This window comes from Pseudomonas sp. GQ91, assembly GCF_059758795.1.
This window is the reverse complement of sequence record NZ_JCAXED010000004.1, coordinates 219,623-233,123: the sequence shown is the minus strand read 5'-3', so window position 1 is coordinate 233,123 and position 13,501 is coordinate 219,623. Positions and strand designations below refer to the sequence as shown.

Sequence of the window (13,501 nt, the reverse complement as noted above, 5' to 3'; positions counted from 1 at the left end):
TCCAGCGGGACCCACTGGAATCCAGTTCCATCCAGTGCTTTTAAGTCCCGATTTAAGTCCAGAATGAGGATCTTGGATTTGGATGTGCACTGAATCGGTTTTTTGCTGGAGCAGCTTGGATTGCGAGACGAGCATCTTGCCCTGACTCTGTTCAGGCGCTCGCGATGGCACTCTCAGAAATGACAGTTCGGCACGCCCGAATCACTGGTAACGACTACATCCTCGGTGACAGTGATGGTCTCGCACTCAATGTGACGGCCAGCGGCGGAAAAGTCTGGCTCTTCCGCTACTACTGGGCAGGCAAGCAGCAACGCATGTCCTTGGGCCGTTACCCACAAATCTCCCACAAAAAAGCACGTACTCGACGTGACGAGGCGCTCGCCATAGCGTTGTCCTGCGGCCTCAAGCAAACTGCGGAAGCCAAAGTGCGAGCTGCGGAAACAGGATCAATAGTGCGATCAACAGTAGCAACACGACACAGAAAGGCAGGGCCCCGTACACGACGTCAAGGAAGTTGCCTTTGTTGCGGATGCTCTGCACCACAAACAGGTTCATCCCGAATGGCGGAGTTATCTGGCCCATTTCGCACAGGATGATGAGGATCACGCCAAACCACAGGGGATCAAAGCCCAGTGCCACGATGACCGGTACCACCAGCGGTGCTGTGGTGATCAACATGGCCAGCGTATCCATGAAGCAGCCCAGGATAATGTAGAACAGGATGATGGCCAGTAGCGTGCCCATCGGTGACATATTGAGGTCGGTCACAAAGCTGACCAGGGTGGCGGTCAACCCGATGGACGACAGCACGAAATTGAGGAAGAACGCCGACAGGGTAATGAACAGGATCATTCCGGTGGTGCGCAGGGTGGATTCAAACGCCCGACCCAGACTCTGCCAGGTGAATGCGCGGCGCCACAGGCCCAGGGAAAACGCGGCGATGACGCCTAACGCGGCCGACTCGCTGGCGGTCGCGAAGCCACTGTAGATCGCGCCGACGACCAGCACGAAAATCAGCAGCGGTGGCAGCAGGTCCGGAATGCTCGCCCGTCGTTCTGCCCAGGTTGAATGTTCCTTCCTGCCACCCAGTCCTGGTCGGACCAGGCAGGCCACCACGATCATCGTCACGAACATCAAGCTGAGCAGAATCCCCGGTATCGTCGCGGCGAGGTACAGCTTGGGCACCGACAGATTGGCGATCAGCGCGAACAGAATCATGTTGATCGACGGCGGAATCAAAATACCCAGGGTGCCACCAGCGGCGATCGAGCCAAGGAATAGCGGGGCGGAGTAGCCTTTGCGTTCCTGCTCCGGCAGGGCAAGGGTCGAGATGGTCGCGGCGGTGGCCACGCTGGAACCGCTGGTGGCCGAAAACAGCGCCGAGGCGCCAATGTTCGCGTTCATCAAGCCGCCGGGCAGCCACGATAGCCACTTGGAGACGGCGCCATACATACGCCCGGCAACGCCTGAGCACACCAGCAGCTCGCCCATGAGGATGTACAGCGGAATGGCCACCAGGAGAAATTCGGCGCTGGTACTCCAGGCGATTTCGCCCATGGCGTTGCTCAGCGGCAACGTCGAAAACAGCTCAGACAACGACATGCCCAGCAGGCCGACGCTGACAGCCGCGGCCACGCTCAGGCCTAGCAGGGCCAAAAGAGTGAAAAGAGTAAAGGCCAGCATCTAACGTTCTCCAGTGGACGGCGAAGTCGTGAACCCCGGGACGGGGTGGTGAGTTTCTTCCTGAATATCCTCTTCGACGGAATTGATCCCGATCAGGGTGCTGACCGCCGCCCATCGTTGCTGGTGCAGCCGGCTGAGGCTGGTGCAGGCCAACACCACAATGGTCAGGGCAAAAAAAACATAGCCTGCGAACCAGATGGATTGCGGCAGCCACTGAGGAATCTGCAGCGGGGTGGTGGAGATCGAACGGTACTGGATGGAATTCCACAGCACGCCGCCGGCGTGGAATAGCAGGGTGCCGACGAAAAGCGCCATGCCGCCCAAGGCCAGCAGGTCCAGCGAGACCCTTTTTTTGAGCGAGAGTCGCGCGTAGAGAATGTCGACCCGGATGTGCGAGCGTTTCAGCAGGGCGACGGGAAAGGCCCAAGTGCTGACAATGGCCAGGACATAACCGGCTATTTCGTCGGCGCCACCCATGGACACGCCGATGGTTTTGCGCAGGATCAGGTCGATGCCGATCATCAACGCGGTGCCCATCAGCGCGATTCCGCCGACCCAGGAGCTGAGCCGGGCGACGCTGTTTACAAGCCTGATACCAGACGATTCGGAAGGTTTCATAACGCGGTTCTCCGCAAGCGGGATGAGTTCATGGCGCGAAAAGGCAGGTTTCGCAGGCGCGGTCAGGGCGTTTCCAGGCGCACGCCCATGGCCTTGCCGGCGGTGGCGTTCCAGCGCTCGACGCAGGGCGTCCCGCAGCGTTTGCCCCAGTTGTTGGCGATGTTGAGCACGGCGTCCTGAAGCACCTGCCTTTCGGCGGGCGTCGGGGTTTGAACTTGCATGTTTGCGGGGTGATGAATCTGGCAGTCAGGGGCGCCGATGTTGCAGGCCAGGGCAAAGCGATTTTCTGTGCCGGTTTCTTCCCACGCGCGCGCTTCCAACACTCGGGATTGTTCTTCGAGCAAGCGTTGTACCGGCTCGGGCAACGCTTGCCAGCGCTTGAGGCCGATGGCATAAAAACCGATCGACCAGTCCACCGGCAGGTTGTAGAGATGGTTGGCCACGTCGTACCAGCGAGCGGCATTGCCTGAGCCAATGCCGCTCACCGCGCAGTCAATGACGCCGGTCTGCATGGCGGTCACGACTTCGGCGAATGGCAACGTCATGGGCGAGCCGCCGAGTGCCTTGACCATGTCGGACATGTTGCGGCCGCGAACCCGAATCTTGCGGCCCTTGAGGTCGTCGATCGATGACACAGGCGTGCGGCAGAAAAACACCTGCGCCGTGTAGGGAATGGTCGCCAACAGTTTGATGCCATGACGCTCGGCCATGCGTTCGGCCAGCACCGGTTTGAAGGCCGTCGAGACGCGATGGGCGGTGTCGATATCGGCCGCCATGCCCGGCAGATCGATGCCTTCGAAAAACGGGTCATCGCCGGCGACGAAGGCAAACACCCCCATGCCGATTTCAACCGCGCCGGAGCGAATCAGGCGCACCATCTCGGGACCTTTCAGGCCGCTTTCCGAAAGGCCTCTGACCCGAGCCGTGAGCATCCCGCCAGAACTGTCGGACAGCGCGACGTTCCAGAACGGCTTTTCCACCGCGCGGAAGGTGTAGTTGTGGCTGCCGCCGCCAACCACATTGAAGTGAGTGGGTGGCACGGTTTCCGCCAGCGCGGCGCAGGGGAGCAGGCCACTGAGCATGGCCAGAATCCAGGGTCCCATCTGATACGGTTTCATGGTAGTCCTTTTGTTTTTTTGAGGTGGCTACATGGCAGAAACGGAACAGCAACATGAACGGGAATTTTGTTGTTCAGGATCGGCGCTGAATGGCAGCGTCGATGATGGAGCGCGAGCCTACGACATCCGGGAACTTCTCGCCGTTTGCCAGGCGCGCCAGGGTGATTTTTTCATGTGCCTGAAATTCGATGGCCCGCCGTGCCAGGGCGAGCACCTGCCCGGGGGTAATCACCACAATGCCGTTCTCATCGGCGACCACTGCATCACCGGGATGCACCACCACACCGCCGCACTGGATCGTCGTACAAAACTCGCCTTCCTCACCCTTGACCCGCGTAGTGATGGCGCTGGCACCCCAGGACCAGATCGGCACACCCTGTTCGCGCAACTCCCCCAGATCGGTGACGAAACCATCAATGATGATCCCGGCGATGCCGGCCTGCCTCGCGGCGTAAGCCATTGCACCGCCCATGGCGGCGGTCACCCGTTCGCCGCAGCGATCCACTACGAGGAAATCACCGGGCCGCGCGCAGCCCATGGCGTAATGCAGAATCCCGCCATCCGCCCCGGGCATTCTTACAGTGATGGCCGTGCCCACCGCTCTAACATCCTGGAAGTGAGCCTTTATCCGGGTATCCAAGATGCCGTTGGTAATGAAATGGCCGATGGTGGCGGGTTCGGCGTCTAGAAGAACTGAAAGTTCTTCGCTGGTGATTTGCTGTGGCAGTTCTTCAATAATATACATGCGCTCATTTACTTGTTTTTGATGAATGTCTGATACATTGAGTCCATCCTAACAAGCAGGATTTTGAGGCGATAATAAAAATCAACGCGACAAGTCCAGGACAATTTTTATCATGAGAATTACCCTGATGCAGATCGAGGCGTTCTATTGGACTGCCCGGTTAGGAGGCGTGCATGCCGCGTCTCGCCATCTACATCTAACGCAACCGGCCATTTCCTCGCGAATACGGGAAATGGAGTCTTTGTTGAGCGTCAAACTGTTCGACCGCAGCAAGCAACGCATGATCATCACCGCCGATGGCCTGATCGCCCTGCAACATGCTGAGCTGGCGCTGAACAACAGCGTCAAGCTCGAGCAGTTCGCTGCCAAACAAAAGCAGAATCGCCGCTTGCGTCTGGGGGCCGATGAGTGTTCGGCGATGGTCGGGCTGACGGCGGTGATTGCCGAGATCAAGGCACATTTCCCAGAAATCACCCTCGAAATCACCATTGATGTGGGGGCGGTGCTCAATCAGAAGCTCAATGACCACGAGCTGGATCTGGCGCTGTTGACTAACCCGATGACGAAAGATGAGGTCACCGACATCTTTTTAGGCTGGATGACATTTCAGTGGGTGGCTGCCGCGCAATTGGACATCGAAGAGGGTGCGTTTCTACCGGAACATGCCTGTGCTTACCCCATCGTCACGCATTCCGCCCCCTCGACCCTGTACTCGGTGGTTGAGCGATGGTTGAAAGAGGGCGGTAATGTGTCCGAGGCGTTCCATTCGAGTAATTCCCTGGCGTTTATCGCGAAAATGATCTCGGCCGGGTACGCGATTGGCATTCTTCCCGTGCCATTGATCCGGGATATGTTGGCGGTTGATTTGCTGAAGATATTGCCGTGCAATCCGCCGATTGAACCGGCGCGGTTCTGTTTGTCTTATGTAACGGAAAGGCCTGATGTGCAACTTGACGAGTTAGTTGCGCTTGCCCGGGAGACCTTGTTGCGTCAGAACTTTCTGGTCAACTAATAACTTGCAGGCAGATCATAAAGACCGAATCAGGTTAATTGATTCGGCCTTTGGTTTAATCGCAGTTGATGAACGTGGCCGCCGGGTTATTCCGCTCGCAGCAACTTTTGAATATCGGCGATCTGCTGCCCGGCCCGGTTCAGCCAGGACAGATCGCTGCCCATCAGCAACATGTCTACGCCCATCTCCAAAAGCCGCCGGGATGTTTCTGCGTCGGCGGGGAAGCAGGGCACCATGACCTGGATCGAACGCTGATGACATTTCTCGATCAGGAGTGCCAGGCGTTGCTGGACTTCCGGATGGCCCAATCGATAGTCCACCGGCAACTGGCGGGACAACGAGTAATCCGCCGGGCCAAAATGCACGGCGTCAATGCCTTCGACATCGAGAATTTCATCGATATTGTCGAAGAACTCGTAGCTCTCGGCCATGGGCACTATCACGCTGCGGGCGTTCTCGGCCTCGGTGTAAAGGGCCCAGTCAAACCCCGGACCCGCGTAGTTCGCCGAGCGAACCGAGCTGTCACCGCCACGACGTCCAAGCGGTGGAAATTTGCTGCAGCGGATGATGTCGCGCATCTGCACGGCAGTGTGTACCTGCGGCACGATGACCCCCGAAGCGCCCATCTCCAGAGCTTTGCGGATGTCCCATTCAAGGGTGCCACGCACCCGTACCAGGCTATGAATGCGCGCGTGGTTAGCCGCCAGAATCAATTTCTCCATGTCCCGGTCGACACCCAGGGCGGTGTGTTCGGCATCAATAAAAACGAAGTCCAGCCCCCAGTTGCCAGCGACCTCGATGGCCATGCAGGAGGTGCTGTAGATGTTCATGCCGAACGTCGGACCTTCCGCCATTCGATTTTTCAGTGACGCGATCTTGTTGTGCATTGCAATTACCTGACCTGCGTTATCGGTGGCTGGCGCTTCAAAGGCGATAGGTTTCTGGCATACGGTCGCGGAAGGGATGGATCTCGAACACCCCAGGGTCGCGTATCAACGACTTGTCGCGTGCCTTGGCTAGGTCGATCTCGACGCTGTATACCCCGTCTTCCTCGCCCGCGCGGATCAAGGTTTTGCCGGAAGGTTCGATGATGTGGCTCATGCCGATAAACTGCATGCCACCGTCCATGTCGTTACGGTTTGGCGCGACGAAGTAGACGATGTTTTCAGCCGCGCGCACGGTGCTGAAAATGTCCGGCAGTAGGCGCGCCTGCTCGGGCCAGGCGGCCGGTAGGATGACGATATCGGCACCTTCCAGGGCCAGGGTGCGAATGACCTCGGGAAAGCGGATTTCGTAGCAGATTGCCAGGCCGATACGCCCGATATCTGTGGTGAAAACCGGTGCTGTCCATTCCTGCGGCCGGTCAGTGAAACGGTCGCCAATCATGAACGGCAGGTGGCGCTTGCGATGCAGGCCGACGACGCCTTTGGGACCGATCAGCGCAGCGGTGTTGAAGATCAGGTCGTCGTGTTTCTCGTAGAAGCCGACGACCAGGTAGATGCCGGTTTCAGCGCTGACCGCGAGCAGAGGGTCGAGAGCATCAAGGCTGATGGCGCCTTTCTCCAGGTCTTCGCGGCTGTCGAAAGAGCCTCCGGTCAACAGACATTCGGCGAAGGCGATCAGACGCGAGCCTTCGTTTGCTGCCTGGCGCGACAGCTCGGCGACTTTCTCGATGGTTTGTGTCGGGTTGCCGGCAACCGGGTGGATCTGTGCGACGGAAATCTTCATGGGTTTGGTTCCTCTTGATTGGTAGGTGTGCGTCGGTGCAATGCGACGCTCAGCGCGGGGCCGAGCGTGGGACGAGGGTCGTTATTGCGCCTGGTAATCCACCGCCTCGTAGACTTTTTTCAGCAGTTGGGGGTTGATCTGTGCGGCGTATTTTTCGATCACCGGACGGACTTTTTGCTGAACGCGGGCGATTTCTTCAGGGGGCAGGTCGTTGACCTTCATGCCGGAGCTTTCAAGCTCGGCAATCGCCTTGCTGTCCGCGGCGCGGGAGATCTGCCGCTGTTCAATCCGCACTTCCAGGGCGACCTCCGTCAGCAGCGCTCTCTCGTCGGGGTTCAGCGTGTCCCAGAAAGGCTTGCCGATCAGCACGATCTGCGGGTTGTAGTTGTGACGCGTCAGGCTCAGGTATTTCTGCACTTCGTTGAACTTCGAGGCGAGGATCAACGCCGCCGGGTTTTCCTGGCCGTCCACGGTGTGGGTCTCCAGTGCGGTGTGAACTTCGGTGAAGGGCAGGGGCGTCGGGTTTGCCCCAAGCGCCGACCACACGTCAAGGAACAACGGCGATTGTTGAGCGCGAATCTTCAGGCCGGCGAAGTCTTCGAGCTTCTGCACCGGTCGCACGTTGTTGGTCAGGTTGCGCACGCCCAGTTCCCAGAACGCCAGGCCCACGAGCTTCTTCTCCGGCAACTGATCGATCAGCATTTTGCCGACTTCGCCATCGAGCATCGCATCGACCTTGGCGGTATCGGTGTAGATGAACGGGAAATCGAGAATGCCGAAATCGGTCACGTGATTGAGCATCAGGCCGGCATTCCAAGTCATCATTTCCACCACGCCGCCCTGTAACGAGGAGAGCACCTGGACGTCACCGCCCAACACGCCATTGGGGAAGGTGCGAACCTTGATCTTGCCGCCGCTGCGTTCATTGACCTTCTTGGCAAACAGCTCCATGCCGATCGCCGGTGGCGTGCCTTTGGGGCTGGTGGCCGCGAATTTGATGGTGCGGGCGCTGTACTCGGCGGCGAAGCTTACGCTGCTGGCCAGCAGCAGGGCAGCCATCACGCTCAGGTGCTTTTTCATGGTTATTCCTCTCTTCTTGTTTGATGTTTTAGTGGGCGAACCATTGGGCTGGAACCGTGACCAGTTGAGGAAACATCACCAGCAGGAAGAGCACGATGATTTCGGCAATCAGGAAAGGGAAAGTGCCTTTGAGCAGCGCTTCGTAACGCATCTTGCCAATGCCGCAGACCACGTTGAGCACCGTGCCCACGGGCGGCGTTATCAGGCCGATGGAGCAATTGATCATGAACAGGACGCCAAAGTAGATCGGGTCGATGTTTGCGGCAGTGACCACGGGTACCAGAATCGGTGCCAGCAGCAGCGCCGTCGGTGTCAGGTCCATGACCATGGAGATCACCAGGATCAGGAGCATCAGGACCACGATCAACAATTTCGGGTTGTCCATGACCGGCTGAATCAGGTCGATGATCTGTCCGGGGATGTCGGCGATAGTGATCATCCAGGCCGGGATCGATGCCGCAGCCACCAGGAACATCACGGCGGCAGTGGTTTTTCCGGCGCGCAGCAACAGTTCGGCAAAGGATTTCAGGCTCAGCTCACGGTAGATCAGCGACGACACCAGCAGCGCATAGACACTCGCCACGGCCCCGGCTTCGGTGGGCGTCACCACGCCAAAGCGCAGGCCCGCCACGATGATCACCGGCAGCATGAGCGCCCAGATGCTGTCGACGAACGTCTTCATGCGCTCCTTGCCGGAGGCCTTGGGGCTCAGTTGCACGTCGTTGTCACGGCGCGATACCAGCCACCAGGCGATGACCAGCGCCATGGCAATCATCAACCCCGGTACGATCCCCGCGAGAAACAACTTGGTGATCGACAACCCAGAGGCGACTCCCAGTACCACAAAGCCAATGCTCGGCGGAATTATCGAACCCAGCACCGAGACCGAAGCGATCAGACCGCCGGATCGATTACGGTTGTATCCGGCGATGACCATCATCGGCAACAACAGTGCAGTCAGTGACGCGGCGTCGGCCAGCGCCGAACCGGACAGGCTGGAAAGCAGCACGCCGGCAAAAATGGTGACGTAGCCCAGCCCGCCCCTCAGGTGCCCGACCAGAGAAATCGCCAGGTTAATGATGCGTTTGGACAGGCCGCCGCTGTTCATGACCTCGCCGGCGATGATGAACAGGGGAATGGCCAGCAGCGGGAAACTGCCTGCCGAGTTGATGATGTTCTGCGCAATGATCTGGCCATCGAACAGCCCGAGCAGCCACATCAGGGCGACGCCGCAGAGAATCAGTGAGTAGGCGATCGGTACGCCCACGAGAATGGCGGCCATCAGCACGCCGACAAATACGCCCAGGGCCATTATTCAGCTACCCCTTGTGCGGTGACCGACAGCGATGCGCCAGCGGGTGTGACCAGGTGTTTGAATAATTGCGCACACAGCAGAACAGTACTGAACACCGAAAATACCAACCCTGCGCCGTAGAACAGGCCCATGGAGATACCGGTGGAAGGCGCTCCGACATTCAGGTTGATCAATGTCTGTTTCCAACTGCCCTGGAGAAACAAACTGGTGGCGAACAGCATGAGCAGGTATGTCAGGGTCAACAGGTGTTTGGCAACTTTGGGCGAGGCACGACTGGTCAGGATGTCGACGCCGATATGTCCGTTCTCGTGCAGCATGAGTTGAGAGCCGGCGAAGACCAGCCAGACAAATGCCAGCCTGGAGATTTCTTCACTGAAGAACAGTCCGGAATTGAAGCCGTAGCGCAACACCACGTTGGTGAATATCAGCCCGGTGATGCAAATCAGGCACGCCACGATCAACACTTTAAGTGTCAGAAAGTACAGTCTCAGGAGCTCTTTCATGAGGCATGCCCTCCGTGGGTCGCGGGGGCGGGGCGCAAGCGAGGTGTTGTTGCTGGCGCGCTCCTGAACCGATAGGAGCGCGTTGCAAGAAAATGCAAACGGAGCATAAGTAAGACCACCTTTTATTATTAGTTATACGTCGTCGTATGACCTTTAATGAGTCTTCATTTGTGTCCTGATTATGTCAACGGATTAACGCCTTTAGCTGAGTCAATCTTCTTATTACTGAGATAAGAGATAGTAATCAGTGCGGTGAAGTTGATTTTTCATACCCGCGCTTGTCGGTTCTTAAATGGGCGAAAGAGTTGTTTTTTTTGCTGTTATATGATGTCGTATGACTTCAATTGTTTCTCCAATGACAATAACAGGTGACAAATCATGACTCCCTCTGAGCTCCAATCCGTTCTTTCCTCGGGGCTGCTTTCTTTCCCGCTGACCGACTTTGACCACCAGGGTGAATTCAACGCCGCGGGTTATGCGCGCCGTCTGGAGTGGCTCGCGCCTTATGGCACCAGTGCGCTTTTTGCTGCAGGCGGCACCGGCGAATTCTTTTCCCTGGCGGCTGACGAGTACAGTTCGGTGGTCAAAACCGCAGTCGACACCTGCGCCAGCAGTGTGCCGATCCTGGCGGGTGTCGGTGGCTCCACACGCCAGGCGATCGAGTATGCGCAAGAGGCCGAGCGGCTGGGTGCCAAGGGCCTGTTGCTGCTTCCGCACTATTTGACCGAGGCGAGTCAGGAAGGCGTGGCGGCCCACGTCGAGGCCGTGTGCAAATCGGTCAAGATCGGCGTGGTGGTCTACAACCGCAACGTCTGCCGCCTGACCGCTCCGCTGCTTGAACAACTGGCAGAGCGCTGCGAGAACCTGATCGGCTATAAGGATGGCTTGGGCGATGTTGAGTTGATGGTCTCGATCCGCCGTCGCCTCGGTGATCGCTTCTCCTACCTGGGCGGTCTGCCGACCGCTGAAGTTTACGCGGCGGCCTACAAGGCGCTAGGGGTGCCGGTGTACTCGTCGGCGGTGTTCAACTTCGTGCCCCAACTGGCGATGGATTTCTATCACGCGATTGCCAGGGAAGATCAGGTCGCCGTCGGCAAAATGATCGACGACTTCTTCCTGCCCTACCTGGACATCCGTAATCGCAAAGCCGGTTACGCCGTCAGTATCGTCAAGGCCGGGGCAAAAATTGCTGGTTATGACGCCGGCCCGGTGCGCACACCGCTTACAGACCTGACGCCGCAAGAGTACGAAATGCTCGCGGCGCTGATGGATAAGCAACGCAATCGATAACCGCTCATGATCTCCAAACCGCGATCTTTCAGCCGTCTTTGAGATCGTTACGCGACGCCATGCAAGGGTGAAGCTCTTGCATGGCTTTTTGCTTTTTCAGCTGTAGGAGTTTTCGAACACGTCTTTATTCGCACGACAGTTGTACCGTTGTTGTCGCGAACGGCGCAACACCTGTAGCGGTAATGCGCAGCCCAATGCCGTGGCTCATTGCTCGCCGGTGATCGCCTGTAATGCGTTCACCGATCTCCCCTTTAGATATATAGATCCTGGCCTTACTCTTTCGCTTTCCACGATGGGGCGACGAGATCAGGCCTTCGGGCGTTGGCTGCTAGCCGGGTATTGATCGTTTCGAAATTCACCCGCGCTTGCTTCTCCATGTTTGCAAATGCTGCGTGGGGCAAAATCTTGGTGTCACGGAGCGATTCGATATATCCGTAGGCTCTGCCAAACAACAGCACCAAGCTTTCAAGAATTATCACGGTTTTTGGCTGATGTTTAAGGCGGGGCGGCAAGCGCCAACTATGGGGCGACTCCGGCCTGCCGTGACCGACAGACGTCGGCCAAAGCAGTCGTTCAATCTGAAGTGGGTATCGCTCGACGGTGAACATCCGCCGTCAATTTGACTTTCTTTGGAGAGATGCGAACTGCTCCCGTCCAAGTTTATAAAGAGTCAAAAATCGATCAATGTAGCGCGCGGTTTTACCGCCTACTGATCGGTCGTATGTCGTCGTCAGCACGCAAAGTGACGATTGCGCATAGCCAACTGTGGACCGGCCAGGGGGCTTGAGGCGACGCGACCACCTGTACGCCGAAATTAAAGCAAACGCTCGCGTGTGCCAACGCCGTCTACCAGGCGCAGAATGCCGAGTGGATTAGCGTTTTTCAGCGCTTGTGGAAGCAAACTGTCAGGGTGGTTCTGGAAGCATATCGGCCGCAGGAAACGGTTGATTGACAGGGTGCCCACGGACGAGCCACGGGCATCCGAGGTGGCCGGGTAGGGGCCGCCATGCATCATCGCATCGCAGACTTCGACGCCGGTCGGGTAGCCGTTGAGCAAAAGGCGACCCGCCTTCAGTTCCAGCAAGGGAATCAACTCGGCAAAGACCTCCAGATCCTGCGGTTCGGCAATCAGGGTCGCCGTCAATTGTCCTTGCAAACCTTGCAGGGCTTGCAGCAGCTGTGGCCGGTCATTTACCGCTACGACCACGACTGCCGGGCCAAACACTTCATGCTGAAGCAGTTCGTCATTATTGATCAGCAATTCGGCGTCCGCTTCGAACAGCTGTGGGTGAGCCTGACCGCCTGTTTGAGGGTTGCCTGCTCGATGGTGGAGCTGCGGATGGTCCTGCCAGCGGGCCAGGCCATCGGCGTAGTTGCACAGCCCGCCGGCGTTGAGCAGGGTATGTGTCGGCTGGGCGTTGATCTGCCGGGTCAGCTCATCGAGGAACGCATCGAAGTCGGGCGAGCGTATTCCAATCAGCAGCCCAGGCTTCGTGCAGAACTGCCCCGCACCCTGGACCACCGAGGCACTGAGCTCGGCGGCGATGTTCGCGCCGCGCGTCTTGAGCGCCTCTGGCAGCACCAGCACCGGATTGACGCTCGACATCTCCGCGAACACCGGGATAGGTTCCGGCCGCGCCGCCGCCATGTCACACAGGGCTCGGCCACCCTTGAGCGAGCCGGTAAAACCCACGGCCTTGATCGCAGGATGCTGGACCAACCAGGCGCCGACCGTGCCGCCGTAAATCATGTTGAACACGCCGGACGGCATTTGGGTCTGTTCGGCGGCGCGCATGATTGCCGAAGCGACCCATTCCGCCGTAGCCATGTGGCCTGGGTGCGCCTTGAAGACCACCGGGCAACCCGCCGCGAGCGCAGCGGCGGTATCGCCGCCCGCCGTGGAGAAGGCCAGGGGGAAATTGCTGGCGCCGAACACGGCGACCGGGCCGATGCCGATGTGGTACTGGCGCAGGTCGGGACGGGGCAGGGGCTGACGGTCAGGCAAGGCGCGATCGATACGTGCACCGTAGAAATCTCCGCGTCGCAGCACCGTGGCAAACAGTCGCATTTGACCGCTGGTACGGGCGCGCTCGCCTTGAATACGTGCGGCCGGCAGTGCCGTTTCGCGGCAGACCGTGGCAATGAATGCGTCACCCAGGGCGTCGAGTTCATCGGCGATGGCGTCGAGGAACTCCGCCCGTCGCGTGGCGGGCAGTGTGCGATACGCTTGGTACGCAGCCGAAGCCGCCTGGGCGGCAGCGTCCACTTCCTCACGAGTGGCTTCGGTAAAGACGCCCGCAAGTTCATCACCCGTGGTGGCGTCGAAACTGCGCAGGCGCGAGTGACCTTCGGCGCTGCGCGCGCCATTGATGAAGTTATGGCCGGTCAATGCATTCATGGAAGTGCTCA

Annotated in this window: 12 protein-coding genes and 1 pseudogene; 3 read left to right on the top strand and 10 right to left on the bottom strand. The window is 58.5% G+C overall.

The window, feature by feature from the left end; all coding sequences use genetic code 11:
* Positions 1 to 164 precede the first annotated feature (164 nt).
* Positions 165 to 386 (top strand): annotated as a pseudogene (locus AC6CIA_RS07930) (Arm DNA-binding domain-containing protein); the annotation flags it as partial.
* Positions 387 to 402: 16 nt separating this feature from the next.
* On the opposite strand, the gene AC6CIA_RS07925 reads toward AC6CIA_RS07930, so the two are convergent.
* From AC6CIA_RS07925 to AC6CIA_RS07910, 4 genes are all read right to left on the bottom strand, one after another.
* Positions 403 to 1,683, bottom strand: a complete 1,281-nt coding sequence (locus AC6CIA_RS07925; protein ID WP_498311394.1) for a TRAP transporter large permease — start codon at positions 1,681 to 1,683, stop codon at positions 403 to 405.
* Positions 1,684 to 2,301, bottom strand: coding sequence for a TRAP transporter small permease subunit (locus AC6CIA_RS07920; protein WP_498311393.1), 618 nt, complete (start codon positions 2,299 to 2,301; stop codon positions 1,684 to 1,686). It lies immediately after the preceding gene.
* Between the two features lie 62 nt (positions 2,302 to 2,363).
* Positions 2,364 to 3,419 carry a TRAP transporter substrate-binding protein gene (locus tag AC6CIA_RS07915; RefSeq protein ID WP_498311392.1) on the bottom strand — a complete coding sequence of 352 codons (1,056 nt, stop codon included), beginning with the start codon at positions 3,417 to 3,419 and terminating at the stop codon, positions 2,364 to 2,366.
* 73 nt (positions 3,420 to 3,492) lie between these two features.
* Entirely contained in the window at positions 3,493 to 4,164 is a 672-nt protein-coding gene (locus AC6CIA_RS07910; protein ID WP_498311391.1) for an RraA family protein, read from the bottom strand.
* Positions 4,165 to 4,276: 112 nt separating this feature from the next.
* On the opposite strand from AC6CIA_RS07910, the gene AC6CIA_RS07905 reads away from it, so the two are divergent.
* Positions 4,277 to 5,176 carry a LysR family transcriptional regulator gene (locus AC6CIA_RS07905; RefSeq protein ID WP_498311390.1) on the top strand — a complete coding sequence of 300 codons (900 nt, stop codon included), beginning with the start codon at positions 4,277 to 4,279 and terminating at the stop codon, positions 5,174 to 5,176.
* A gap of 86 nt (positions 5,177 to 5,262) precedes the next feature.
* On the opposite strand, the gene AC6CIA_RS07900 is transcribed toward AC6CIA_RS07905, so the two are convergent.
* The 5 genes from AC6CIA_RS07900 to AC6CIA_RS07880 all read right to left on the bottom strand — a co-directional run bounded on the left by AC6CIA_RS07900 (position 5,263) and on the right by AC6CIA_RS07880 (position 9,802).
* On the bottom strand, positions 5,263 to 6,063 hold the full coding sequence (locus AC6CIA_RS07900) for an HpcH/HpaI aldolase family protein (RefSeq protein ID WP_498311389.1): 801 nt from the start codon (positions 6,061 to 6,063) through the stop codon (positions 5,263 to 5,265).
* Positions 6,064 to 6,100: 37 nt separating this feature from the next.
* The gene (locus AC6CIA_RS07895; RefSeq protein WP_498311388.1) at positions 6,101 to 6,904 is read right to left on the bottom strand and encodes a carbon-nitrogen hydrolase family protein; all 804 of its coding nucleotides are present in this window, start codon (positions 6,902 to 6,904) and stop codon (positions 6,101 to 6,103) included.
* An 81-nt stretch (positions 6,905 to 6,985) separates the two neighbouring features.
* Positions 6,986 to 7,984: a TRAP transporter substrate-binding protein gene (locus tag AC6CIA_RS07890; RefSeq protein WP_498311387.1), complete on the bottom strand. Its 999-nt coding sequence runs from the start codon at positions 7,982 to 7,984 to the stop codon at positions 6,986 to 6,988.
* A gap of 28 nt (positions 7,985 to 8,012) precedes the next feature.
* Positions 8,013 to 9,296, bottom strand: a complete 1,284-nt coding sequence (locus AC6CIA_RS07885; protein WP_498311386.1) for a TRAP transporter large permease subunit — start codon at positions 9,294 to 9,296, stop codon at positions 8,013 to 8,015.
* Positions 9,296 to 9,802, bottom strand: a complete 507-nt coding sequence (locus tag AC6CIA_RS07880; RefSeq protein ID WP_498311385.1) for a TRAP transporter small permease — start codon at positions 9,800 to 9,802, stop codon at positions 9,296 to 9,298. Before AC6CIA_RS07880 ends, AC6CIA_RS07885 begins: the two co-directional genes overlap by 1 nt.
* Positions 9,803 to 10,180: 378 nt before the next feature.
* Between AC6CIA_RS07880 and kdgD the strand changes: the two genes are divergently transcribed.
* Entirely contained in the window at positions 10,181 to 11,092 is a 912-nt protein-coding gene (gene kdgD, locus AC6CIA_RS07875) for a 5-dehydro-4-deoxyglucarate dehydratase (protein ID WP_498311384.1), read from the top strand.
* 814 nt (positions 11,093 to 11,906) lie between these two features.
* Here the strand turns inward: kdgD and AC6CIA_RS07870 are convergent.
* Entirely contained in the window at positions 11,907 to 13,490 is a 1,584-nt protein-coding gene (locus AC6CIA_RS07870; RefSeq protein WP_498311383.1) for an aldehyde dehydrogenase (NADP(+)), read from the bottom strand.
* Positions 13,491 to 13,501 lie beyond the last annotated feature (11 nt).